Consider the following 25,219-nt stretch of genomic DNA (forward strand, 5'->3'; position numbering starts at 1 on the left):
AAGCTTCCGGTTGGACCCGTGGCGGCGGCGCGGCGGGATGAGCTGGAAAGCGGGGGTGTAAAAAGGAGTTAATCATGGTTAGGCTTGAAAAAAACGATCCGCTGATGCTGGCGCGTCAATTACCCATTAAATCCGTGGCGTTGATCCTCGCGGGCGGGCGTGGCACCCGGCTGAAGGATCTCACCATTAAGCGCGCGAAACCTGCCGTTCACTTCGGCGGCAAGTTCCGTATTATCGATTTCGCATTATCTAACTGCATTAACTCAGGGATCCGTCGTATCGGCGTTATTACCCAGTATCAGTCGCACACGCTGGTGCAGCATATCCAGCGCGGCTGGTCGTTCTTCAGCGAAGAGATGAACGAGTTTGTCGATCTGCTGCCAGCCCAGCAGCGCGTACACGGCGAAAACTGGTATCGCGGCACGGCGGACGCGGTGACGCAGAACCTGGATATCATCAGCCGCTATAAGGCCGAGTATGTGGTGATCCTCGCGGGCGACCATATTTATAAGCAGGACTACTCGCGCATGCTGATCGACCATGTCGAAAAAGGGGCGCGTTGCACCGTAGCCTGCATGCCGGTGCCCATTGAAGAGGCATCCGCCTTCGGCGTCATGGCGGTCGACGAAAACGAAAAAATCATTGAGTTTGTCGAAAAACCGGCCAACCCGCCGGCGATGCCGACCGACCCGACCAAATCGCTGGCCAGTATGGGTATTTATGTCTTTGACGCCGCCTATCTTTATGAGCTGCTGGAAGAAGACGATCGCAACGAGCACTCCAGCCACGATTTCGGCAAAGATATCATTCCGAAGATCACCGCAGCTGGCATGGCTTATGCACATCCTTTCCCGCTCTCCTGCGTGCAGTCTGATCCGAACGCCGAACCTTACTGGCGCGACGTGGGAACGCTGGAAGCGTACTGGAAGGCCAACCTCGATCTGGCATCGGTCACGCCGGAGCTGGATATGTACGACCAGAACTGGCCGATCCGCACCCATATGGAATCGCTGCCGCCGGCGAAGTTCGTGCAGGACCGCTCCGGTAGCCACGGCATGACCCTGAACTCGCTGGTTTCGGGGGGCTGTATTATCTCCGGGTCGGTAGTGGTGCAGTCGGTGCTGTTCCCACGTGTGCGGGTGAACTCCTTCTGTAACATTGATTCGGCAGTCTTGTTGCCTGATGTCTGGGTGGGGCGCTCTTGCCGCCTGCGTCGCTGCGTGATTGACCGCGCCTGCGTCATCCCGGAAGGTATGGTAATTGGTGAGAACGCGGAAGAGGATGCACGCCGCTTCTATCGCTCAGAGGAAGGTATCGTGCTGGTGACCCGCGACATGCTGCGGAAATTAGGGCACAAACAGGAGCGCTAATGCAGGTCTTACATGTATGTTCTGAGATGTTCCCGCTGTTAAAGACGGGCGGTCTGGCGGACGTCATCGGCGCACTGCCGGCGGCGCAAATCGCGGAGGGTATCGATACGCGCGTGCTGTTGCCGGCGTTTCCCGATATCCGTCGCGGCGTGGTGGATGCCCAGGTGGTCACCCGCCGCGATACCTTCGCCGGGCGGATCACGCTGCTGTACGGCCACTTTAACGGCGTGGGGATCTATCTGATAGACGCCCCGCATCTCTATGACCGGCCGGGGAGCCCTTACCACGATACCAACCAGCACGCTTATACCGACAACGTCCTGCGCTTTGCGCTGCTGGGCTGGGTGGGAAGTGAAATGGCCAGCGGACTGGATCCGTTCTGGCGCCCGGACGTGGTGCATGCCCATGACTGGCACGCCGGTCTGACGCCGGCCTACCTGGCGGCGCGCGGACGCCCGGCTAAATCGGTCTTTACCGTGCACAACCTGGCGTACCAGGGGATGTTTTACTCCTGGCATATGAATGACATTGAGCTGCCGTGGTCGTTTTACAACATGCATGGCCTCGAATTTAACGGCCAGATTTCGTTTCTGAAGGCTGGCCTTTACTACGCCGACCATATTACGGCGGTGAGCCCAACCTACGCGCGCGAGATCACCGAGCCGCAATACGCCTACGGCATGGAGGGGCTGCTGCGCCAGCGCCATCATGAAGGGCGGTTGTCGGGGATTCTCAACGGCGTGGACGACGGTATCTGGAGCCCGCAAAACGATCTCCTGCTGCCGATGCGCTACGATCGCGACACGCTGGAGGAGAAGGCGGAGAACAAGCGTCAGCTGCAGATTGCCATGGGCCTGAAGGTCGATGACAAAGCGCCGCTGTTTGCCGTGGTCAGCCGTCTCACCAGCCAGAAAGGGCTGGACCTGGTGCTTGAAGCGCTGCCGGGTCTGCTTGAGCAGGGCGGCCAGCTGGCGCTGCTGGGCGCCGGCGACCCGGTGCTGCAGGAAGGTTTCCTCGCCGCCGCCGCCGAACACCCGGGCAAAGTGGGGGTGCAGATTGGTTACCATGAAGCCTTCTCCCACCGCATTATGGGCGGCGCCGATGTGATTCTGGTGCCGAGCCGCTTTGAACCCTGCGGCCTGACCCAACTGTATGGTCTGAAGTACGGCACGCTGCCGCTGGTCCGCCGCACCGGGGGGCTGGCGGACACGGTTTCTGACAGTTCGCTGGAGAACCTGGCCGATGGTCTGGCGACAGGGTTTGTCTTTGAGGACAGCAATGCGCTGTCATTGCTGCGCGCTATTCGTCGCGCCTTTGTCCTCTGGTCGCGCCCGTCGCTCTGGCGCTATGTGCAGCGTCAGGCGATGAATATGGATTTTAGCTGGCAGGTTGCCGCGAACTCCTATCGCGAACTTTATCAACGCTTGATGTAACCACTGGAGTCATTGTTATGAATGTACCCTTTAGCTATGCATCACCGACGCTGAGCGTTGAGGCGTTAAAGCATTCTATTGCCTATAAGCTGATGTTTATCATCGGTAAAGATCCGGCCATCGCCAACAAGCATGAATGGCTTAACGCCACGCTGTTTGCCGTTCGCGATCGCATGGTGGAGCGCTGGCTGCGCTCCAACCGCGCGCAGCTCTCGCAGGAAGTGCGCCAGGTATACTATCTGTCGATGGAGTTCCTGATTGGCCGCACCCTTTCGAATGCCCTGCTGTCGCTGGGCATTTATGACGATGTCAGCAGCGCGCTGGCGGAGATGGGGCTCGATCTCGAAGAGCTGATCGATGAAGAGAACGACCCCGGGCTTGGCAACGGTGGTCTGGGACGTCTGGCGGCCTGTTTCCTGGATTCCCTGGCGGCGCTGGGCCTGCCGGGACGAGGCTACGGCATCCGCTACGATTATGGGATGTTTAAACAGAATATCGTCGATGGCCGACAAAAAGAGTCTCCTGACTACTGGCTGGAGTACGGTAACCCGTGGGAGTTTGAGCGCCACAACACCCGCTATAAAGTGCGCTTCGGCGGCCGTATTCAGCAGGAAGGGAAGAAAACCCGCTGGATCGAAACAGAAGAGATCATTGCGGAAGCCTACGACCAGATCATCCCTGGCTTTGACACCGACGCCACCAACACGCTGCGTCTGTGGAGCGCGCAGGCCAGTAGTGAAATTAACCTCGGTAAATTCAACCAGGGCGACTACTTTGCCGCGGTAGAGGATAAAAACCACTCCGAAAACGTCTCCCGCGTGCTCTATCCGGATGACTCGACCTACTCGGGCCGCGAGCTGCGCCTGCGCCAGGAGTATTTCCTCGTGTCGGCTACGGTGCAGGATATCCTGAGCCGCCATTACATGTTGCATAAGACCTATGACAACCTGGCGGACAAGATTGCCATTCACCTCAATGATACCCATCCGGTGCTGTCGATACCGGAGCTGATGCGTCTGCTTATCGACGAACATAAGTTCAGCTGGGACGAGGCGTTCGAGGTGACCTGCCAGGTCTTCTCCTATACCAACCACACCCTGATGAGCGAAGCGCTTGAGACCTGGCCGGTGGACATGCTGGGTAAAATTCTGCCGCGCCATCTGCAGATTATCTTTGAGATTAACGACTACTTCCTTAAAACCCTGCAGGAGCAGTATCCGAACGATACCGACCTGCTCAGCCGCACCTCGATTATCGACGAGTCGAATGGCCGTCTCGTGCGCATGGCCTGGCTGGCGGTGGTGGTCAGCCACAAGGTTAACGGGGTGTCCGAGCTGCACTCCCGGCTGATGGTGGAGTCACTGTTTGCCGAATTCGCCAAAATTTTCCCAATGCGCTTCATCAACGTGACCAACGGCGTCACGCCACGCCGTTGGCTGGCGCTGGCCAACCCGCCGCTGTCGAAAGTGCTGGATGAGCATATCGGTCGCACCTGGCGAACCGATCTGAGCCAGCTTGATGAGCTGAAACAGCATATCGACTACCCGACGGTTAATCAGGCGGTGCGTCAGGCCAAGCTGGAGAACAAACAGCGCCTCGCCAGCTATATTGCGCAGCAGCTTAATGTGGTGGTCAATCCGAAGGCGCTGTTTGATGTACAGATCAAACGTATCCATGAATACAAACGCCAGCTAATGAATGTGCTGCACGTCATTACCCGCTATAACCGGATCAAAGCCGATCCGCAGGCGGAGTGGGTGCCGCGAGTGAATATTTTCGCCGGTAAAGCGGCCTCGGCCTACTATATGGCCAAGCATATTATTCACCTGATCAACGATGTAGCGGCGGTGATCAATAACGATCCGCAGATTGGCGACAAGCTGAAGGTCGTCTTTATCCCCAACTACAGCGTCAGCCTGGCGCAGCTGATCATTCCGGCGGCAGACCTGTCGGAACAGATTTCCCTCGCCGGCACCGAAGCTTCCGGCACCAGTAATATGAAGTTTGCTCTTAACGGCGCGCTGACTATCGGCACCCTCGACGGGGCAAACGTGGAGATGCAGGAGCACGTGGGCGAAGAGAATATCTTTATCTTCGGCAACACCGCGGAAGAGGTGGAGGAGCTACGTCGCAGCGGCTATAAACCACGCGAATACTACGAGCAGGATGAAGAGCTTCACCAGGCGCTGACGCAGATCGGTACCGGCGTCTTCAGCCCGGCGGAACCGGGGCGCTACCGCGACCTGCTGGATTCGCTGATTAACTTTGGTGACCACTACCAGGTGCTGGCGGACTATCGCAGCTATGTGGACTGTCAGGATCGCGTCGACGAGCTGTATCAACATCCGGAAGAGTGGGCCTATAAGGCGATGCTGAATATTGCCAATATGGGCTACTTCTCTTCTGACCGGACGATCCAGGAGTACGCGAAATATATCTGGCATATCGACCCGGTAAGGCTGTAAGCCAGTCAACGCAACACAACGGGGCCATTTGGCCCCGTTTCTGTCTGTGTGGCGAACGTTTTATTCGGAAAAGTGCCGGGGAGGATTCAGGCTATTGCGGGAATATACTATTGACGTGAATTCGCCAGCAGTACGATAAACGCTCAATAAGTTTACGTTCATAGCCTAATGGCTATAATATGGATGATAGCCTTTAGGCTATGAGGGATCGCCTATGTGGGATGTAGAAACGACGGATACGTTTGATGCCTGGTTCGAATTACAAAGTAGAGCTTTAAAAGAGGATATGTTGGCCACGATGCTCATCTTGTCTGAGTTTGGTCCGCAGCTTGGGCGCCCATATGTTGATACGGTGAAAGATTCAACGTTTCAGAATATGAAAGAACTTCGGGTTCAGCATCATGGGCTCCCCATCCGCGCCTTTTTTGCTTTTGATCCTCTGCGGAAAGCTATCGTTTTATGTGCGGGCAATAAGGATGGCACGAATGAGAAACGTTTTTACAAAGAGATGATTACTCTGGCTGATAGAGAATTCAGCAAGCACCTGACTAAGGAGCGATAATGGCCACGCTAAAAGAACTGATGGCGAAACAGAATCCTGAAAGCCAGCAGCGGATTGAAGCGAAAGCGGCAGAGATACGCCAGTCTGTCGCATTAAACCTGCTTCGAGAAGAGTTACAAATTTCACAAACGGAGATGGCTGCGGCTATGGGTGTAAAGCAGCCAACGATCGCTAAAATGGAACAGGCTGATAACGACCCTCGGCTTTCGACCCTAAAACGTTACATTGCGGCATTGGGTGGAGAACTCAGTATAAATGTCACATTGCCGACTGGAAAAAAAGTCTCGTTTAATTTGTGAAACAGGTATCCGGGCCAAGCGCAAGCCATAGCCCGGGTATTTCTCTCCTGGCGCCACGCGATGTCAGGATGCTAAAGACAGTTCAGACTTTCCCGCATGCTGCGCCAGCCACGCGCTGATGCGCGCCTGCTGCTCGGCATTCAGCCACATTCCCTGTTTAGTACGGCGCCAGATGGCGTCATCCAGGCTGCGTACCCATTCGTGCTCAACCAGATATTTCAGCTCGGCTTCATAAAACTCGTGGCCGAAATCCTCCCCGAGATCGCTCAGGGCGCTGGCTTCCTTGAGGATCCACTCGCTGTTGCTCCCGTAGGTGCGAGCGTAATGGCGGGCCAGCGGTTCACTGATGAACGGGAAGCGACGGCGCAGTTTTGCCGCATAGTCGTCGCGATCGCCGCCGATATCACCGCCGGGCAGCACCGCGGTTTTGGTCCACGCCGGACCGATCCCTTTGTAATAGGGGGTCAGTTTTTCCAGCGCGTGCTCGGCCAGCTTGCGATAGGTGGTCAGCTTGCCGCCGAAGACGGAGAGCAGCGGCGCCTGGCCGTTCTCATCGTGAATATCCAGCGTATAGTCACGGGTGATCGCCTGCGGCGAATCCGACTCGTCATCACACAGCGGACGCACGCCGGAATAGGTCCAGACGATGTCGTCCCGGCTGAGGGGCTTTTTAAAGTGCGCGTTATAGACGTTGAGCAGGTAGTTGATCTCTTTATCATCAATGGCTACCGCCCTCGGGTCACCCTTATACTCGACGTCCGTCGTGCCGATGATGGAGAATTCATCCATCCACGGAATAACAAACACAATACGTTTATCTTCGTTCTGCAGAATATAAGCCTGCTTCTGGGTATGCACCCGCGGCACCACAATATGGCTGCCTTTGATCAGGCGGATACCGTAAGGCGAACGCAGATGCATCCCCTCGTCGAAGAACTGTTTGACCCATGGGCCGGTGGCATTAACCAGGCCGCGCGCCTTCCAGGTAAACTTCTCGCCGCTATCGATATCTTCTGCTTCTACGATCCACAACCCATTTTCACGTTTTGCCGAGATGGCGCGGGTGCGGGTGCGCACTTCGCCGCCTTTGCGAACCACCATCTGCGCGTTGGCCAGCACCAGGCGGGCATCGTCGACCCAGCAGTCTGAATATTCGAAACCGCGCACAATTTCCGGCTTAAGCACCGATTCTGCGCCAAAACGCAACCCGGTAGATCCCGGCAGGCTGGTGCGTTTGCCCAGATGATCGTACATAAACAAGCCGATACGGATCATCCATGCCGGACGCAGATGCGGGCGATGCGGTAGGCGAAAGCGCATCGGGAAAGCGATATGCGGAGCCATTTTTAACAGCACTTCACGCTCGGCCAGCGCTTCACTGACCAGACGGAACTCATAGTGTTCGAGGTAGCGGAGACCGCCGTGGATCAATTTGGAACTGGCGCTGGAGGTGGCGCAGGCAAGATCGCGCGCTTCCAGCATCAGTACGGATAAACCCCGCCCGGCGGCATCTGCCGCGATACCGGCACCGTTAATGCCTCCGCCTATCACAATCAGATCTTTGGTTTGCACGTTCTTACCCTCTCACACTTTCGTTTAAGCTCACAAATGCTCGATATCGCTCACTATAGCAAACAAACGCGCTTTTGGTAACATCAAAAAAACATTTTGGAGTGATGGGTGTAACATATTGGCGTTTCTTTACCGCCAGGCGGTACACTACAGGGTAAAATTAGGCCGGCCAGTGCCCGTCATGACGAGAAAGAGAAGAGAACCATGGAACAGTTTGAATGTATCAATGTTGAAGAAGCGCACCAGAAGCTGCATCAGCAGACGGCGGTGCTGGTCGATATCCGCGATCCGCAAAGCTATGCCATGGGCCATACGCCAGGCGCGTTTCATCTGACTAACGATACGCTGGGCGCGTTTATGCGTGACAACGACTTTGACACGGCGGTGATGGTGATGTGCTATCACGGCAACAGTAGCAAGGGCGCCGCGCAATATCTGCTGCAGCAGGGGTATGATAAGGTCTACAGCGTAGACGGGGGATTCGATGCCTGGCATCGCCATTTCCCGGCGGAAGTGGCGCACGGGACGTTTTAACAGCTGGCAGGTATACTATCCCCCTTTGTGTGGAATAAGCGATTCGCTGCATGTTAATGATTACCTCTTTTGCCAACCCGCGCGTGGCCCAGGCGTTTGTCGATTATATGGCGACGCAGGGGATTATCCTGACCATCCAGCAGCATACCCAGAGCGACGTCTGGCTGGCTGATGAGAGTCAGGCCGAGCGCATCAGGGCTGAGCTGGCGCGCTTCCTTGAGAACCCGGCGGACCCGCGCTACCTGGCGGCAAGCTGGCAGTCAGGACAGACCAATAGCGGCTTGCGCTATCAGCGCTTTCCTTTTTTTGCCACGCTGCGGCATAACGCCGGCCCGTTCACCTGGGCCATTCTGCTCATCTGCATTGCGGTGTTTATCCTGCAAAACCTGCTGGGCGATCAGCCGGTGATGATTTGGCTGGCCTGGCCCTACGATCCTTCGCTGCAGTTCGAAGTCTGGCGCTATTTCAGCCATGCTTTCATGCATTTCTCGCTGATGCATATTCTCTTCAACCTGCTATGGTGGTGGTATCTCGGCGGCGCGGTAGAAAAGCGCATCGGCAGTGGCAAACTGGTGGTGATCACCGTCATCAGCGCCCTGCTGAGCGGTTTCGTGCAGCATCAGTTTAGCGGACCATGGTTTGGCGGTTTATCGGGTGTGGTCTACGCGCTGATGGGCTACGTCTGGCTGCGGGGCGAACGCGATCCGCAGAGCGGTATTTATCTGCAGCGCGGGTTGATACTCTTCTCTTTAGTGTGGTTAATTGCTGGCTGGTTTGATGTTTTCGGCATGGCGATCGCCAACGGCGCGCACGTGGCTGGTCTGGCGACCGGTCTGGCGATGGCGTTTGTTGATACCTTGCATGGGCGAAAACGCGCATAAAGACTTACCGACAGGGGTCGGGTAAGCGATATTTTTCCAGGGATATTTCATGAAACAAACACAACGTCATGACGCCATTATCGAGCTGGTAAAAAAACAGGGTTACGTCAGCACGGAAGAGCTGGTTGAGCAGTTCGCGGTCAGCCCGCAGACCATCCGCCGTGACCTCAACGACTTAGCCGAACAGAAAATGATCCTCCGCCATCACGGCGGCGCGGCGCTGCCCTCCAGCTCGGTGAACACCTCCTGGCACGATCGCAAAGCGACCCAGACGGCGGAAAAAGAGCGTATCGCCCGCCGGGTAGCCAGCGAGATCCCGGACGGCGCGACGCTGTTTATTGATATTGGCACCACGCCGGAAGCGGTGGCGCATGCTCTGCTCGGTCACAACGATCTGCGCATTGTGACCAATAACCTGAACGTGGCCAACACGCTGATGGTGAAAGACGATTTTCGCATTATCCTCGCCGGCGGCGAGCTGCGCAGCCGCGACGGCGGGATCATCGGGGAAGCCACTCTGGACTTTATCTCGCAGTTCCGCCTCGACTTCGGCATTCTCGGCATCAGCGGCGTCGACAGCGATGGCTCGCTGCTGGAGTTTGATTATCATGAGGTGCGCACCAAGCGGGCGATCATTGAAAATTCACGCCACGTGATGCTGGTGGTGGACCATACCAAGTTTGGCCGTAATGCGATGGTCAATATGGGCAGCATCAGTATGGTCGATGCGGTCTATACCGACGTACTGCCGCCGGCGGGCGTACTGAAGGTGATCACTGATAACAACCTCCAGCTGGAGCTGTGCTAAACGGCAACGGCGTCGTCAGACGCCGTATCCCATCATCTTGAGTAACTGCTGGGCATGCAGCACCGCGTCCTGCCGGTGGGCGACGCCCAGTTTCTGATACAGGTTGCGAATGTGGGTTTTAATGGTGGTGGCCGCCACGTCAAGCTCGCCGGCAATCTGCTCGTTGCTGTAACCGGAATAGATTAAGCCAAGCACCTGCCATTCGCGCTGGGTCAGCGGGCTGGTGCGGATAAGCTCCGGCACCTCCGGGTGATTCAGCAGCCGCTCGACGAACCCTTCGTCAAAGTGGGCGAACTTGTGCCGATGATGCTGGTTGATGTCGCGCAGAATACGCTGGGCGCGGTGTTGCTCCAGCTCCGGCAGGGTGTTCAGCTGGATCAGCTGGCGTAACTGCTGGGCCATCGCCTCGCCTTCAATCACAAAGTGGTTGATAAAGCCGGTGCGGTTGGCGAGCGTCAGGGCTTCGAGCAGGGCTTTCTGCGCTTCGTTCTTGCGGCCTGCCTGCCAGTACAGCTGGTTGAGCAGCAGCAGGTTGCGGTTGAGATCGCTCATCAAACGCAGGGAACGCGCATTTTCGTTCAGTTCTTCCAGCACCATTTCCGCCGGTTCAAAGTCCCCAAGCAGGATCTGCGCGCGGGCAATATTGCGCCACTGGCTTTGCAGGAAGTGGTTATTGGCGAATTCCGGCTTCGGTGTCTGACGCAGCCAGTTGGCCGCTGCGGTTTTATCGCCGGTCATCTGCCAGTAGATCACCCGCACTTTATCCGCGTTGGAGACCCAGTCGCTGTGATAGTGGCCGTTACCAAGCAGATTTTCCAGCCGGTTGAGATGGCTACGTGCATTGTCCAGATCGCCGCGCGCCAGCGAGCACTGCACCATCAGCGCCAGACATTGCAGCTGCTGCTGCGGCTGGTAAGTTGAAAGAACGTCCATCCCCTGACGGGCGCAGGCTTCAGCTTCGTCGAGGCGCGCCCATGCCCACAGCAGTTGAGCGCGGATGCGCAGCAGGAACTCATGCATCGGCAACTGCTCAAGATGCTGTTCACGTACCAGCTGGAAGGCTTTCTCCTGGCTCTCCCAGGCGGCCTGCAGGAAGCCCTGGGCGAAGAGAATTTCGCTTTGCTGAATGATGCTCCACAGGGCGTAATGCCACACATCGTGGCGGCGAGCCATCTGTTCGGTCTGCTGCATCACGGCGAGGGATTTGGTCAGTTTCCCCTTGCAATGGAGCACTTCGCCATGCACCGAGGTAGCGACGATGCGGCTGTAATAGTTGGCCAGCGGCAGCTCTTCCAGGGCCACCATCGACAGACGTTCCGCCTCGTCCTGGTCGCCGTCGTTAATCGCCACCTGGGCGCGCAGGGCGTTGAAATCGCCATGCATTGCGGTATCCATTTCTACGCTCATCTCCTGCTCGGCGCGCGCCAGCAGAGTGTTCACTTCGCTGTAGCGATGCTGGCTCTGCATCAGCCAGGCCTGGAGCAGGATCAGGCGCGGGTTCTCCAGCAGGTTTGACCACGGCAGTGCCGCCAGCGACTGCTCCAGCAGCCCCAGCTCGCTATGGTTAAACATACCCCAGGCATGATTGAGCAAGATATCGCGCAGCATTTTGGCATCGCCAGCCGCCAGCGCATGATGGATGGCCTCGCTGGGGAAACCTTGTGCCATCCAGCTTTCCGCCGCGGCGTGGTGGATCTCCGGCAGTTCAACCGCCAGCTCCCACTGACAGCGCTGGCGCAGGAAGCTGCCAAACAGCGGGTGATAGCGGAACCACTCGCCGGAATCATCCATCCGCTGCAGGAACAGCCCCTGGCGCTCAATCTCCTCCAGCTGCATCTGGCCATTCTCTTCGCCGGTAACGCGCACAATTAACGCGTCGTTCATCGAGCGCAGCAGAGAACTCTTCAGCAAAAAGTTACGCGTGCGGGCGTCGACGTTGTCCAGCACTTCATCCACCAGATAATCCGACAGATGGCTGGCGTTAATCCCGGCGAGGCGGCGGGCGGAGTGTTGGGCGGAGGAGTTATTCTGGCGGGCGGAGAGGGCGATGAGCTGCAGCGCGGTGGCCCAGCCGGCGACATCGTCGCACAGCCGGCTGCTGTCATCGGCTTCGATAGGTGATGTCAGCCGACAGTCAAAAAATTGTTTCGTTTCCTGGTGGGTAAAGGCCAGCTGCTGGCTGCCAATCTCCAGCAGCTGATCGCGGACGCGCAGGTTGGCAATGCCCAACTGCGGCAGGTTACGCGACAGCACCACCAGAGTCATATTCTCCGGCTGATGGCGCAGGAAAAAGCGCATCGCGTCATGGATCACCGGATTATTGATCAGATGGTAATCATCAATGACGAGATACAGCGGGCGCTGCCAGTCGGCAAGTTCAATAAACAGCTGCGCAAAAAGAGAGGAGAGACTGGCGTACTGGCGTTTTTGCACCATCGCTTCACTGGCCGCGCAGTGGTTGCCGGTAGCCTGCTGAATCGCCGCGATCAGATAGCTGGCAAAACGCTCCTGCTGGTTGTCGCCTTCGTCCAGCGAAAACCACCCAAGATCGTTTTTACCCGCGGCCCACTGAGAGATGAGCGTTGTTTTACCGTACCCGGCAGGACTGGTGATCAGCACGAGACGATAATTGTTCGCGCCGGAAAGTTTCGCCAGTAAGCGCTCACGAACCACAGTGTGTTCAAGGCGGACCGGACGACTTAATTTGGACGGAATCAACATAGTTCTACATTTCGCTGTGCAAGAGAGAGGTTGCGATTTTTTTTGCGCTTCGTAATTAATATCTAATAAGGTCGGTGATTATGAAATTTATTGCAAGTTATGTCCGAAGTTTATGCTCTTGAATTTGCTCTATGTCACAAATTTCGACATTGGCTGAGAATGGGAAAAAATCGCAGGCAGGACTGGTCGGCCGCGGTTTTCAGGCGGTAGCTGGCGGAGTGTGGGTAGATTTATTTTACGCTAAGAGTAGTTGTTTGTTTTTATTAAATTATTGTCAGCGATTTCTTAGAAGTAATCTTTTTTGCGGGTCAATGCGATGAAAGGTGCTTATTTCTTCAGGGGTCTCTATTTATTTTGTTAATAACGTGGCGAGGAACTGGAAGATTTTTTACGCGTATTGGCCTGTAACAAATTTTTAGCTACCGGAGGTAACCTCTCGATTGTCATATCGCGGTGATTTTTACAGCATATTTTTGCCTTCTCACCCACACTATAGTGTTCAGGATCACACTTTTCGCTCATCCCCGCCACTCCTCCCTGTCTAATCCCCGTCAGGATGAGGACGATGAATCGGGAGGTCGGCACACTAGCGCCATCGTTTTAGTAAAGGACCCGGATCTCATTATGTCACAGACTACATTTAACAAAGCTCAGTTTCAGGCTGCACTGACGCGTCAGTGGCAGCATTTTGGTTTACAGTCCGCTTCCGAGATGACACAGCGTCAATGGTGGCGCGCAGTCAGCGGAGCGTTGGCGGAACTCCTGGCGGCGCAGCCGGTAGCGAAACCGGCGCAAGGACAGCGTCACGTTAACTACATCTCAATGGAGTTTCTGATTGGTCGTCTGACCGGCAACAACCTGCTCAACCTGGGCTGGTACGAGGGCGTCAGCGACGCGCTGAAAGGCTACGATGTCAACCTCACCGATCTGCTGGAAGAAGAGACTGACCCGGCGCTGGGTAACGGTGGCCTGGGACGTCTGGCAGCCTGCTTCCTCGACTCCATGGCGACGGTGGGGCAGTCGGCGACCGGTTACGGTCTCAACTACCAGTATGGCCTGTTCCGCCAGTCATTTGACGATGGCCAGCAGATGGAAGCCCCTGACGACTGGGGGCGCAGCAGCTACCCGTGGTTCCGTCATAACGAAGCGCTGGATGTCCAGGTAGGTATCGGCGGGAAAGTCAGCAAAAACGGCGAATGGCAGCCGGCGTTCGTCATTACCGGCGAAGCCTGGGACCTGCCGGTGCTTGGCTATCGCAACAACGTCGCCCAGCCGCTGCGTCTGTGGCAGGCCAAACACGCTCATCCGTTCAACCTGACCAAATTCAACGATGGCGATTTCCTGCGCGCCGAGCAGCAGGGCATCGACGCGGAAAAACTGACCAAGGTGCTGTACCCGAACGATAACCATCAGGCAGGTAAAAAATTGCGCCTGATGCAGCAGTACTTCCAGTGCGCCTGCTCGGTGGCTGATATCCTGCGCCGCCACCATCTGGCCGGGCGCAAGCTGGCCGAGCTGGCGGATTACGAAGTGATCCAGCTGAACGATACCCACCCGACTATCGCTATCCCGGAACTGCTGCGCGTGCTGATTGACGAGCACCAGCTGAGCTGGGACGACGCTTGGGCGATCACCAGCAAAACCTTTGCTTACACCAACCATACCCTGATGCCGGAAGCGCTCGAGTGCTGGGATGAGAAGCTGGTGAAAGCGCTGCTGCCGCGCCATATGCAGATTATTAAAGAGATCAACGACCGCTTTAAACAGCTGGTGGACAAAACCTGGCCGGGCGATAAGCAGGTCTGGGCGAAGCTAGCGGTGGTGCATGACAAACAGGTCCGGATGGCCAACATGTGCGTGGTGGGCGGCTTTGCCGTCAACGGCGTGGCGGCGCTGCACTCGGACCTGGTGGTGAAAGATCTGTTCCCGGAATATAACCAGCTGTGGCCAAACAAATTCCATAACGTGACCAACGGCATCACGCCGCGCCGCTGGATCAAGCAGTGCAACCCGGCGCTGGCCTCGCTGCTGGATGAGACGCTGAAAAAAGAGTGGGCCAATGACCTCGACCAGCTGATCAACCTGGAAAAATACGCTGACGATGCGGCGTTCCGTCAGACCTACCGCGACATCAAGCAGGCTAACAAAGTGCGTCTGGCCGAGTTTGTGAAGCAGCGCACCGGGATCGAAATTAACCCGCAGGCGATTTTTGACATCCAGATCAAACGCCTGCACGAGTACAAGCGTCAGCACCTGAACCTGCTGCATATCCTCGCGCTGTACAAAGAGATCCGTGAAAATCCGCAGGCCGATCGCGTACCGCGCGTCTTCCTGTTCGGTGCGAAAGCGGCGCCGGGCTACTATCTGGCGAAGAACATTATTTTTGCCATCAACAAGGTAGCGGAAGCGATCAACAACGATCCGAAAGTCGGCGATAAGCTGAAAGTGGTCTTCCTGCCGGACTATTGTGTATCGGCGGCGGAAAAACTGATCCCTGCAGCGGACATCTCCGAGCAGATCTCCACCGCGGGTAAAGAGGCCTCTGGTACCGGCAACATGAAGCTGGCGCTGAACGGGGCGCTGACCGTCGGGACGCTGGATGGCGCCAACGTGGAAATCGCCGAGCAGGTGGGGGAAGAGAACATCTTTATCTTCGGCCACACCGTGGAAGAGGTGAAAGCCCTGAAAGCGAAAGGCTATGATCCGCTGAAATGGCGTAAGAAAGACAAACTGCTCGATGCGGTGCTCAAGGAGCTGGAGAACGGCACCTATAGCAATGGCGACAAGCATGCCTTCGACCAGATGCTGCACAGCCTGCTGCAGGGCGGCGATCCGTACCTGGTGCTGGCCGATTTCGAAGCCTACGTGGCGGCGCAAAAACGGGTAGATGAGCTGTATCGCGACCAGGAGGCCTGGACCCGCGCGACAATCCTCAACACCGCGCGCTGCGGCATGTTCAGCTCCGACCGCTCGATCCGTGATTATCAGCAACGTATCTGGCAGGCGAAACGCTAAAGGAAGGCCTATGGAGAGTAAACGCCTCGATAATGCCGCGCTGGCGGCGGGCATCAGCCCCAGCTATATCAATGCGCACGGCAAGCCGCAGTCTATCGCGGCTGTCACCAAACAGCGCCTGCTGGATGCGATGCATCGCTCTACCGCCGCCACGAAAGTGGCGGTTAACCCGCTGCCGAACGTGAAAATTTTCACCCACGGCAAAAAAATGTCGCTGCCGGTGGCAGGACGCGGTGAGTATCAGTGGATCCTGACCACGGAGGACGGTAAACAGTATCAAGGGAAAACCCGCGGTGGCGAGACGCTGCCGCTGCCGGCTAAACTGCCGGAGGGCTACCACTCCCTGACCCTCACCCAGGAGGGAGAGCGCTGGCACTGCCGGACGATCGTCGCGCCGGCGCGCTGCTACGAACCGCAGCCGCTGAAAGAGGGGAAAAAGCTGTGGGGCACCTGCGTGCAGCTGTATACCCTGCGCTCGGAGAAAAACTGGGGGATCGGCGATTTTGGCGATCTGCGGGCCATGCTGCCGGAAATCGCCCGTCGCGGCGGGTCGTTTATTGGCCTTAACCCGATTCATGCGCTCTATCCGGCGAACCCGGAGAGCGCCAGCCCGTATAGTCCATCTTCACGTCGCTGGCTGAACGTCATCTACATCGACGTCAACGCGGTTGAGGATTTCCAGCATAGCGAAGAGGCGCAGGCGTGGTGGCAGTCTCCGGCAACGCAGCAGGCACTGCAGGCGGCGCGGCAAACGGATGATGTCGACTACACCGCCGTCACCACGCTGAAAATGACTGCGCTGCGTATGGCGTGGAAACGATTCTCTCGTCGTGAAGATGAGCAGATGACGGCGTTCCGCGAGTTTGTCCTGCGCGAGGGGGAAAGCCTCTACTGGCAGGCGGCTTTCGATGCGCTGCACGCCTGGCAGGTGCAACAGGACCCACTGCGCTGGGGCTGGCCGGCCTGGCCGAAGGCCTTTCAGGATATCAACAGCCCGGAGGTAAAAGCCTTCTGCATCGAGCATGAGGACGATGTCAGTTTCTATCTCTGGCTGCAGTGGCTGGCCTGGAGCCAGTTTGCCGCCTGCTGGGAAACCAGCCAGCGTGACGGGATGCCGATCGGCCTCTACCGCGATCTGGCGGTGGGCGTCGCCGAGGGCGGGTCGGAGACCTGGTGCGATCGTGAACTGTACTGCCTGAAAGCGTCCGTGGGCGCGCCGCCGGATATTCTGGGCCCGCTGGGCCAGAACTGGGGCCTGCCGCCGATGGATCCGCATATCATTGCCGCCCGTGCCTATGAGCCGTTTATCGACCTGCTGCGCGCCAATATGCAGAACTGCGGCGCGCTGCGCATCGATCATGTGATGTCGGTGCTGCGTCTGTGGTGGATCCCCTATGGTGAAACCGCCGACCATGGCGCTTACGTTCAGTATCCGGTCGACGATCTGCTGTCGTTGCTGGCGCTGGAAAGCCAGCGTCATCGCTGCATGGTGATCGGCGAAGACCTGGGCACCGTGCCGGTGGAGATCGTCAGCAAGCTACGCAACAGCGGCGTCTATTCGTATAAGGTGCTCTATTTTGAGAGTGATGCAGAGAAAACGTTCCGCGCGCCGGCGCTGTACCCGGAGCAATCAATGGCTGTGGCGACGACGCACGACCTGCCCACCCTCCGCGGCTACTGGGAAAGCGGCGACCTGACGCTAGGTAAAGCGCTGGGGCTCTATCCGGACGACGTGGTGCTGCGCGGGTTGTATCAGGACCGTGAGCTGGCGAAGCAAGGGCTGCTGGACGCGCTGCATAAGTACGGTTGTCTGCCCAAGCGCGCCGGACATAAGGCCTCGCTGATGAGCATGACGGGGATCCTCAACCGGGGGATGCAGCGTTACATTGCCGACAGTAACAGTGCGCTGCTGGGCCTGCAGCCGGAAGACTGGCTGGAGATGGCGACGCCGGTTAACATTCCGGGCACCAGCACCGAGTACCCGAACTGGCGCCGGAAGCTGTCTGTCACCCTTGAGCAGATGTTTGCCGATGAACAGGTCAATAAGCTGATTAAGGATCTGGATAAACGGCGTAAGGCGGCGAGCAAGAAAGCCGCCTCCTGATGATGCCTCCGCCGCGTCGTTCTCTGCGCGGCGAAGAGCATGTCCGATAAAAAAAGGCCGGCCCGCTTCACGCGGACCGGCCTTTTTCTATGGTGAGAGTGACCTTACACCACCATCCCCAGCAGCAGACAACCTACCAGGCCGCAGACGGAGATAATGGTTTCCAGCACCGACCAGGACCTGATGGTCTCGCCGATGGTCAGGTTAAAGTACTCTTTGAACAGCCAGAAGCCCGGATCGTTCACGTGCGAGAAGATAACGCTGCCGGAGCCAACGGCGATAACCATCAGTTCCGGGCTGACGCCGGTGGTGGCGATCAGCGGCGCGGCAATCCCGCCCGCGGTGATGGCGGCCACGGTCGCTGAACCCAACGCGATACGCAGCACTGCGGCGATAGACCACGCCATAAACAGCGGAGACATGTTCGATTCGTGCATGATAGAGGCGATGTATTTATCCATGCCGCTATCGACCAGCACCTGTTTGAAGGCGCCGCCGCCGCCGATGATCAACAGCATCATGGCGATGATTTTGATCGAAGAGGTCAGGGTATCGTTGATCTGCTCCATGGAGCGGCCGCGGTTCAGACCGAAGGTGAACAGGGCAATCAGTACCGCAATCAGGGTGGCCATCACCGGGTCGCCGAAGAACTCGGCAATCGGCAGGAAGGCGTGGCCTTTCGGCAGGATCATCTCGGCCACGGCGCGCATCGCCATCAGGATCACCGGCACCAGCGAGGTCCAGACGCTGACGCCAAAGCCAGGCATTTCTTCTTCAGTGAACACTTTCGGGTTATGCAGGCCTTCCGGGATCGGCTTATCAATCCCTTTCAGGAAGTGCGCAAACACCGGTCCCGCCAGGATAACCGTCGGGATAGCCAGAATGGTGCCGTAGAGCAGCGTTTTACCCATATCGGCATGGAAAATGGTGGCAATCGCGGTCGGACCCGGGTGCGGCGGCAGGAAGCCGTGGGTGACGGAGAGCGCGGCGGCCATCGGTACGCCGACGTACAGCAGCGGAATACGGGCCGACGCGGCGATGGTAAATACCAGCGGCAGCATCAGCACGAAGCCCACCTCGTAGAACAGGGCGAAGCCGACGGTAAAGCCGGTCAACACCACCGCCCACTGAATATGCTTCTTACCGAACTTATTGATAAGCGTGGTGGCGATACGCTGGGCGCCGCCGCAGTCTGCCAGCAGCTTACCGAGCATAGCGCCGAAGCCCATGATCAGCGCGAGGCTGCCAAGGGTACCGCCAACGCCGTTCTTGATGGAGACGATCACTTTATCCAGCGGCATACCCTGCATTAATCCGACGGCGAGCGCCACCAGAACCAGCGCAATGAAACCGTTCATTTTGAAACGGATCATTAACAGCAATAACAGGGCAACCCCGATAGCAACGATGACTAATGGCATGATTTACCTGGCCTTAATTTGTTATGGGTAACGTCAAAGTTTGAACCTGTAGAGCATCCGCTCCGGCAGGGAGCTAAATAGTCCGGCACCGTAAATGCTTGCATTATCCTTACCCAGAGAAAGGATAGCTGGCTATTTTTTTGTCGGTGGTGCCTGAACGTGATGATACGGGTAACATGTGAGGATTGAGAATCACCTGATGGGGGAAAATGTTAAATATGAGACTTAAGTCATACTCTTTCCCCGGTTTTTGCCGGTCGTTTAGTGGGACATGTTGCGCGGTAACACAGAATGGATAATACGATCCGGCGGCAGGCTGCCGCCGGAGGAAGGGCTTAGTAGTAGGAGTGCTCGCCGCGCTGGTGCTCGGTCAGATCGCGAACCCCTTTCAGCTCCGGAAACTCGTTCAGCAGCTGTTTTTCAATACCTTCTTTCAGGGTTACGTCGACCATCGAGCAGCCGTTGCATCCGCCGCCGAACTGCAGGATAGCCAGACCGTCGTCGGTGATCTCCATCAGCGACACGCGGCCACCGTGGCCGGCCAGCTGCGGGTTAATCTGCGACTGCAGCAGGTACTCGACGCGCTCCATCAGCGGGGCATCGTCAGAAACTTTACGCATTTTGGCGTTCGGCGCCTTCAGCGTCAGCTGCGAGCCGAGCTGATCGGTGACGAAATCAATTTCAGCGTCTTCCAGATAGGGCGCGCTGAGCTCATCGACATAGGCGGTCAGCTGTTCAAATTTCAGCGCCGTGTCAGTGTCTTCCACCGCATCCGGTGGGCAGTAGGATACGCCGCACTCAGCGTTTGGGGTGCCGGGATTAATCACAAATACGCGAATTTGCGTCCCTTCTTCCTGATTTGCCAGCAGTTTGGCAAAGTGCGCTTGTGCAGCATCGGAAATACGGATCATAGCGTTGGCCTAATAGTTGACTATTTTACTGGGTTATAATACGCCCATCAGCGGGGGTCTACAAGGTACGGCATAAACACCATACCTGAACCGTCGCGGCGCCGTTTCGCAAAAGCAGGCGGGATATCTCGGCGACGGTGCTGCCGGTCGTGACGACATCATCCACGATAGCGATATGGAGTCCGCGCACGGCAAATTCAAGCTGAAAGGCATTTTTCAGGTTCTGTCTGCGCTGGCGGGCATTGAGCGAATGTTGTACGGCGCCGGCTCGCTGGCGCGTCAGGCCGTTGCGATGCCAGACACATCCTCGCCAGTGGGCTAACGGCCGGCACAGCTCGTCGCATTGGTTATACCCCCGGTGCCAGCGGCGCCGGCGCCAGAGCGGTACGCCGACCAGCGCGTCCACCGGCGGCACATCGTGACGCTGCTTAAGGCGCAGCAGCAGCAGGCGTGCCAGGGCGGGCCCCAGCTCCGGACGATGATGAAACTTCAGCTGCTGCACCAGACCGCTCAGCGGCGGACAATAATCATTAACCGCCACCAGCCGACGCCAGGGAGGCGGCTTTTGCAGGCAGCGACCGCAGGGGTGTTGGGACAGCGCCGCCGGCAGGCCACACTGCGGGCAGAGCGGGGGGCAGGCGAGCAGGGCGCGGCTGCAGCGGGAGCAGATCCCCCAGCGAGCGATCGCCAGCGGCATTTGGCATAGCCAGCATAAGCTGTGTGCTGTTAGCATATTTGGCCTTCTATTCAGTAAAAAGAGAACGGTAACGGATGAACGACATCTGGTGGCAGACTATTGGCGAAGGTGATTGTCATCTTGTGCTGCTGCACGGCTGGGGGCTGAACGCTCAGGTATGGGATTGCATCACGCCGCAGCTGGCTTCGCATTTTACCCTCCACCTGGTGGATCTGCCGGGGTATGGCCGCAGCGGCGGGTATGGCGCGATGTCGCTCGAGGCGATGGCGCAGCGGGTGCTTGAGCAGGCCCCTCCACAGGCAGTGTGGCTGGGCTGGAGCCTGGGCGGACTGGTGGCCAGCCAGGTCGCGCTTATGCACCCGGAACGCGTGCAGGCGCTGGTGACGGTCGCCTCTTCCCCCTGTTTCGCGGCCCGCGACGACTGGCCCGGCATTAAGCCCGAGGTGCTGGCCGGGTTTCAGCAGCAGCTAAGCGACGATTTCCAGCGCACCGTCGAGCGGTTCCTTGCTCTGCAAACCATGGGCACAGAGAGCGCGCGTCAGGATGCACGAGCGTTAAAGCAGGCGGTGCTCTCGCTGCCGATGCCTTCCGCCGAGGCGCTGAACGGTGGGCTGGAGATCCTCAGAACCGTTGATCTGCGCCAGGCGCTGGTCGGGCTGCCAATGCCGTTTTTGCGGCTGTACGGTCGGCTGGACGGACTGGTGCCGCGCAAGATCGTCCCGTTGCTGGACGATCTGTGGCCGGAAAGTGAGTCAATCCTCTTCGATAAGGCAGCGCATGCGCCGTTCGTTTCCCATCCCGAGGCCTTCTGCGAGCCGCTGCTGGCGTTGAAAAAGCGGCTGGGTTAATTTTTTTTGCCACGTCATGGTAAAAGGGCCATTCATAGCAATACTTAGGTTGTCACGGTGGTTGATTATTTCATTCCGCCATCGTGGCCTACAATAACAACCTTATGGAGAGTAGAGGCTATGAAACTTGTTACAGGAATGGTTGCATCTCTGGTGATAGGCACCCTGTCTTTCGGCGCGTTCGCTGCGAAAGAGATCCAAAAAGAAGATGTGGCGAAGATGAACCTGACCAAGGTCGGCAGCATCACGACCTCAAGGACCACCTCGCCGATGGACGCCCGCCGCGATCTGTCTAAAAAAGCGGATGAGCTGGGCGGGAAGTACTTTGTGGTGATTGCCGGGCAGAAAAACGAAAAAACCGTTCACGCTAACGCTGACGTTTATAAATAATCCAGTCATAAAAAACGGGCCAGCAGGCCCGTTTTTTACTGATATCTCACGCTATTCTGGCCATGCTGTTTTCATCGCAGCGCCCACCACTCCTGCTGGCACGCGACTTTTCCTTCAGGACAGCTTTTACAGCTGCCTGAAAGGCAGCCTTCGCTCGTTTCGCTGATCCGTACCACCTTACCCATGGCTTCCATTCGCTCAAGCATGGCGTCAATCATTGGCTGAGGCGTCTGCAGGCGAGCGCTGAGCTGTTTTGCCTCCATGCGGCCCTGCAGGGCCAGCATATCGCGGACTTCCATTAACGACGCCACAGGCCCTCCTTAGTGGCAATCGCCAGCCGGGCTGGCGCAGCAGGAGGTTGGCGTTTTCCGCGTGGCCAGCAGGGAGACGTCCACCCGGCTGCGCGCGCGGCGCAGCAGGCCGAAGAGCACCACGTTGAACAACACTACTGCCAGGATACATACCAGGCTGTAGCGCGGATGATCGCTAAAGCTGACGGTCTGGTAGTAGAGCGTCGAGAGCGAATAGGCAATATTCAGACCCCACAGAATGGAGAAGGTCATCCAGCCGCGGCTCGATTCGCGGGCGATAGCGCCCATCACCGAGATGCAGGGGATATAGAGCAGGACGAAAATCAGGTAGCTGTATGCCGCCGCCGCGCTGCCAAATTTACTGCCCATCACGCCCATGGCGCCAGTGGCCATTTCACCATCGCCTTTGCTGGCTTCGATGGGGTTGGCCAGGACGCTGAGGCTGAAGGTGTCTTTCAGTCCCTGCCAGGTTTCGTCGACGGCGGCCAGCAGTTCTTCGCCGAGGCTGAAGGTTTGCGGATTGAAGTCCTCGTTCTGGATATCTTCGGCGGTATAGAGGGTGTTCAACGTACCCACTACAACCTCTTTCGCCATCGCGCCAGTAAACAGGCCGACGGTGGCCTGCCAGTTATCTTCATGCACGCCGATCGGCTTAAACACCGGGGTAATGACCCGGCTCACCGAGGCCAGCGCGGAGTCGTTGATGTTGTCGACGACTTTACCGCTCAGTGAGAAGCTGTTCAGTGCACTGAGGAAGATACTGACGATGACGATCACCTTCCCGGCGCGCAGCACAAAGCCTTTCAGGCGCTGCCAGGTCTGGATAATCAGGCTCTTGATGTGCGGGACGTGGTACACCGGCAGCTCCATCACGAACGGCGAGGCTTCACCGCGCATAATGGTGTGCTTCAGCATCAGGCCGGTGAGAATCGCCATCACAATGCCCAGCACGTAGAGCGAGAAGACCGCCAGCGCGCCGTTCTGCCCGAAGAAGGCGGCCGCGAAGACGGCGAAGATTGCCAGCCGCGCGCCGCAGGACATAAACGGCGCCATCATAATAGTCATCAGACGCTCACGCGGGGCGTCAAGGGTACGGGCACCCATCACCGACGGCACGTTGCAGCCGAAACCGACAATCAGCGGAACGAAGGATTTCCCCGGCAGGCCGAGGGCTTGCATCAGCCGGTCCATGACAAAGGCGGCGCGCGCCATGTAGCCGGAGTCCTCAAGGAAGGAGAGGAACAGATACATCATGCCGATCTGCGGCACCAGCGGCAGCACCGTGTTGATACCGCCGCCGATCCCCTGGGCGAGGAACACGGTCAGCCAGTCCGGGAAGTGCAGGGTGTAACCCAGCCATTGAATGCCATGCACAAAGATCGCGACCGAGCCGGCATCGAAAATCGGCTGTAGCGCGCCGCCAATGTTGATTGCCAGCAGGAACATCAGGTACATGACAAAGAGGAAAATCGGCAACCCGAGGAAGCGGTTGAGGATCACTTTGTCCATCGCGGCGGTGAAGCGGCTTGGCTCGGCGGTCAGGGTGTTGCTGACGGCATCGCAAACGGCAGCGATGGTCTGATAGCGGGCGTCTGCGATATGCAGCGCCGGATCGTCGATCTCGTCGCTGAGGTTCGCCAGAGCGATATCCAGTTTGTCAGCGGCGTCGCCGGCATAGGCCCGGCTGTAGATATCACCTTCCAGCATCTGCAGGCCCAGCCAGCGCCGCTGGCGGGCCGGGATCTGCGCCGACATCTGCTGCGCCAGCAGGTCAGCTTCGCGCAGCAGCGGCTGCGGATAGTGGACCAGCTCAATATCGCTGTTGGCCTGGTGGCGGTCGAGAGCGATCTTCAGCGCTTCGATCCCGCGACCGCGGGTCGAAACCAGCGGAATGACCGGACAGCCGAGGCGGGCGGCGAGAGCATCGATATCAATACGCACCTGCTGCTTTTCGGCAATATCCAGCATGTTCAGCGCAACGACGCAGGGGATCCCCAGTTCGAGTAGCTGCAGCGTCAGATAGAGGTTGCGCTCAAGGTTAGAGGCGTCGACCACGTTAATCAGCATGTCGGCATCGCCGCTCAGGATATAGTGGCAGGCAATCTGCTCGTCCAGCGAGGTCTGCGAAGAGATGGTGGTCAGGGAGTAGGTTCCCGGGAGGTCGACCAGCGTGACCTGATGGTCGGTAGTGGCGAAAATGCCCTCTTTACGCTCAACGGTCACCCCGGCCCAGTTGCCCACGCGCTGACGCGCGCCGGTCAACTGATTAAATAAAGTGGTCTTGCCGGAATTAGGATTACCAATTAAACCAACGGTTAATTTTTTCATATTTCAGACTCTTGTGCCGGGCCAGCCGTTATTGTGCAACCGCTTCCAGTTCGATTAAGGCGAGATCTTTTTTGCGTAATACCAGACTGACGCGTCGGGTTTCGATATGAATAGGGTCGCCGAGCGGCGCCACGCGAACCACATGAAAAGAGGAACCGGGCAGCATGCCGAGGGAGAGCAATTTCTGACGGTATGCTGGGCTAATATCGCGGGAGAATCCAATAATTTTCCACGCACTATCAGGTGTGAATTGCATAGGGCCTACTTGTGTATCGCTAACCGAAAATGAATTGACCGGGCGGCGGGATGTCGTCGCGCCGGAGACCATAGCCAACGAAAAAAGGAAAAAACACGCTGAAACCGATGATAATGAGAATGGTTTTTATCATCAATACATATGATGCGATCAACGCTATTTTTAAAGCGGAAATCACTTTTTTATTGACGTGCCGCAAAATTCGTCTGTGATCGAAAATGCGCGAAATATTATTTCGTCGATCTAATGTTTAATTAAGGTTTCTTAAGTTAACGAAATGAAAATATTAATTT

20 protein-coding genes are annotated in these 25,219 nt (G+C 57.4%); 12 read left to right on the forward strand and 8 right to left on the reverse strand.

What is annotated here, in order from left to right; genetic code table 11:
• The first annotated feature begins 74 nt into the window (after nucleotides 1–74).
• The 5 genes from glgC (at nucleotide 75) to B8P98_RS01670 (ending at nucleotide 6,129) form a co-directional block, all read left to right on the forward strand.
• On the forward strand, nucleotides 75–1,370 hold the full coding sequence (gene glgC, locus B8P98_RS01650) for a glucose-1-phosphate adenylyltransferase (protein WP_025710770.1): 1,296 nt from the start codon (nucleotides 75–77) through the stop codon (nucleotides 1,368–1,370).
• Entirely contained in the window at nucleotides 1,370–2,803 is a 1,434-nt protein-coding gene (glgA, locus tag B8P98_RS01655; protein ID WP_004202133.1) for a glycogen synthase GlgA, read from the forward strand. Before glgC ends, glgA begins: the two co-directional genes overlap by 1 nt.
• Before the next feature lie 17 nt (nucleotides 2,804–2,820).
• Nucleotides 2,821–5,268 carry a glycogen phosphorylase gene (gene glgP, locus B8P98_RS01660; protein WP_025710771.1) on the forward strand — a complete coding sequence of 816 codons (2,448 nt, stop codon included), beginning with the start codon at nucleotides 2,821–2,823 and terminating at the stop codon, nucleotides 5,266–5,268.
• 214 nt (nucleotides 5,269–5,482) lie between these two features.
• Nucleotides 5,483–5,830, forward strand: coding sequence for a type II toxin-antitoxin system RelE/ParE family toxin (locus B8P98_RS01665; RefSeq protein WP_025710772.1), 348 nt, complete (start codon nucleotides 5,483–5,485; stop codon nucleotides 5,828–5,830).
• Nucleotides 5,830–6,129 carry a helix-turn-helix domain-containing protein gene (locus B8P98_RS01670; RefSeq protein WP_025710773.1) on the forward strand — a complete coding sequence of 100 codons (300 nt, stop codon included), beginning with the start codon at nucleotides 5,830–5,832 and terminating at the stop codon, nucleotides 6,127–6,129. The genes B8P98_RS01665 and B8P98_RS01670 overlap by 1 nt, the downstream gene beginning before the upstream one ends.
• 63 nt (nucleotides 6,130–6,192) lie before the next feature.
• Here B8P98_RS01670 and glpD read toward each other — a convergent pair whose 3' ends face one another.
• Nucleotides 6,193–7,701 carry a glycerol-3-phosphate dehydrogenase gene (gene glpD, locus B8P98_RS01675; RefSeq protein WP_025710774.1) on the reverse strand — a complete coding sequence of 503 codons (1,509 nt, stop codon included), beginning with the start codon at nucleotides 7,699–7,701 and terminating at the stop codon, nucleotides 6,193–6,195.
• A 204-nt stretch (nucleotides 7,702–7,905) separates the two neighbouring features.
• Between glpD and glpE the strand changes: the two genes are divergently transcribed.
• From glpE to B8P98_RS01690, 3 genes are read left to right on the forward strand one after another with little or no spacing between them, the layout of a single operon-like run.
• On the forward strand, nucleotides 7,906–8,235 hold the full coding sequence (gene glpE, locus B8P98_RS01680; RefSeq protein ID WP_080897527.1) for a thiosulfate sulfurtransferase GlpE: 330 nt from the start codon (nucleotides 7,906–7,908) through the stop codon (nucleotides 8,233–8,235).
• A gap of 50 nt (nucleotides 8,236–8,285) precedes the next feature.
• Nucleotides 8,286–9,116 carry a rhomboid family intramembrane serine protease GlpG gene (gene glpG / locus B8P98_RS01685; RefSeq protein ID WP_095032680.1) on the forward strand — a complete coding sequence of 277 codons (831 nt, stop codon included), beginning with the start codon at nucleotides 8,286–8,288 and terminating at the stop codon, nucleotides 9,114–9,116.
• Nucleotides 9,117–9,165: 49 nt separating this feature from the next.
• Nucleotides 9,166–9,924 carry a DeoR/GlpR family transcriptional regulator gene (locus B8P98_RS01690; protein WP_025710777.1) on the forward strand — a complete coding sequence of 253 codons (759 nt, stop codon included), beginning with the start codon at nucleotides 9,166–9,168 and terminating at the stop codon, nucleotides 9,922–9,924.
• A gap of 15 nt (nucleotides 9,925–9,939) precedes the next feature.
• Here B8P98_RS01690 and malT read toward each other — a convergent pair whose 3' ends face one another.
• Nucleotides 9,940–12,645 carry an HTH-type transcriptional regulator MalT gene (gene malT / locus B8P98_RS01695; RefSeq protein ID WP_025710778.1) on the reverse strand — a complete coding sequence of 902 codons (2,706 nt, stop codon included), beginning with the start codon at nucleotides 12,643–12,645 and terminating at the stop codon, nucleotides 9,940–9,942.
• A gap of 624 nt (nucleotides 12,646–13,269) precedes the next feature.
• Here malT and malP point away from each other — a divergent pair.
• Both malP and malQ read left to right on the forward strand, forming a co-directional pair.
• The gene (malP, locus tag B8P98_RS01705; protein WP_095032681.1) at nucleotides 13,270–15,660 is read left to right on the forward strand and encodes a maltodextrin phosphorylase; all 2,391 of its coding nucleotides are present in this window, start codon (nucleotides 13,270–13,272) and stop codon (nucleotides 15,658–15,660) included.
• 10 nt (nucleotides 15,661–15,670) lie between these two features.
• The gene (gene malQ, locus B8P98_RS01710; RefSeq protein ID WP_095032682.1) at nucleotides 15,671–17,764 is read left to right on the forward strand and encodes a 4-alpha-glucanotransferase; all 2,094 of its coding nucleotides are present in this window, start codon (nucleotides 15,671–15,673) and stop codon (nucleotides 17,762–17,764) included.
• A gap of 104 nt (nucleotides 17,765–17,868) precedes the next feature.
• On the opposite strand, the gene gntT is transcribed toward malQ, so the two are convergent.
• From gntT to gntX, 3 genes are all read right to left on the reverse strand, one after another.
• Nucleotides 17,869–19,185: a gluconate transporter gene (gene gntT / locus B8P98_RS01715; protein WP_025711872.1), complete on the reverse strand. Its 1,317-nt coding sequence runs from the start codon at nucleotides 19,183–19,185 to the stop codon at nucleotides 17,869–17,871.
• Between the two features lie 335 nt (nucleotides 19,186–19,520).
• On the reverse strand, nucleotides 19,521–20,096 hold the full coding sequence (nfuA, locus tag B8P98_RS01720) for a Fe-S biogenesis protein NfuA (protein WP_002920540.1): 576 nt from the start codon (nucleotides 20,094–20,096) through the stop codon (nucleotides 19,521–19,523).
• A gap of 58 nt (nucleotides 20,097–20,154) precedes the next feature.
• Nucleotides 20,155–20,829, reverse strand: coding sequence for a DNA utilization protein GntX (gene gntX, locus B8P98_RS01725; protein ID WP_095032683.1), 675 nt, complete (start codon nucleotides 20,827–20,829; stop codon nucleotides 20,155–20,157).
• Nucleotides 20,830–20,867: 38 nt separating this feature from the next.
• Between gntX and bioH the strand changes: the two genes are divergently transcribed.
• Nucleotides 20,868–21,641: a pimeloyl-ACP methyl ester esterase BioH gene (bioH, locus tag B8P98_RS01730; protein ID WP_025711874.1), complete on the forward strand. Its 774-nt coding sequence runs from the start codon at nucleotides 20,868–20,870 to the stop codon at nucleotides 21,639–21,641.
• Between the two features lie 120 nt (nucleotides 21,642–21,761).
• A complete protein-coding gene (locus B8P98_RS01735; protein ID WP_002920510.1) occupies nucleotides 21,762–22,031 on the forward strand; it encodes a YdgH/BhsA/McbA-like domain containing protein in 270 nt (89 codons plus the stop codon).
• A gap of 71 nt (nucleotides 22,032–22,102) precedes the next feature.
• On the opposite strand, the gene feoC is transcribed toward B8P98_RS01735, so the two are convergent.
• From feoC to feoA, 3 genes are read right to left on the reverse strand one after another with little or no spacing between them, the layout of a single operon-like run.
• Nucleotides 22,103–22,342: a [Fe-S]-dependent transcriptional repressor FeoC gene (gene feoC, locus B8P98_RS01740; RefSeq protein ID WP_025711875.1), complete on the reverse strand. Its 240-nt coding sequence runs from the start codon at nucleotides 22,340–22,342 to the stop codon at nucleotides 22,103–22,105.
• Between the two features lie 9 nt (nucleotides 22,343–22,351).
• Nucleotides 22,352–24,670, reverse strand: coding sequence for a Fe(2+) transporter permease subunit FeoB (gene feoB / locus B8P98_RS01745; RefSeq protein WP_025711877.1), 2,319 nt, complete (start codon nucleotides 24,668–24,670; stop codon nucleotides 22,352–22,354).
• A gap of 28 nt (nucleotides 24,671–24,698) precedes the next feature.
• Complete coding sequence (gene feoA, locus B8P98_RS01750; protein ID WP_025711878.1) at nucleotides 24,699–24,926, reverse strand: ferrous iron transporter A; 228 nt, start codon at nucleotides 24,924–24,926, stop codon at nucleotides 24,699–24,701.
• Between the last annotated feature and the right edge of the window lie 293 nt (nucleotides 24,927–25,219).

Origin of the sequence: Klebsiella quasivariicola, assembly GCF_002269255.1 — a bacterium.
GTDB lineage: Bacteria > Pseudomonadota > Gammaproteobacteria > Enterobacterales > Enterobacteriaceae > Klebsiella > Klebsiella quasivariicola.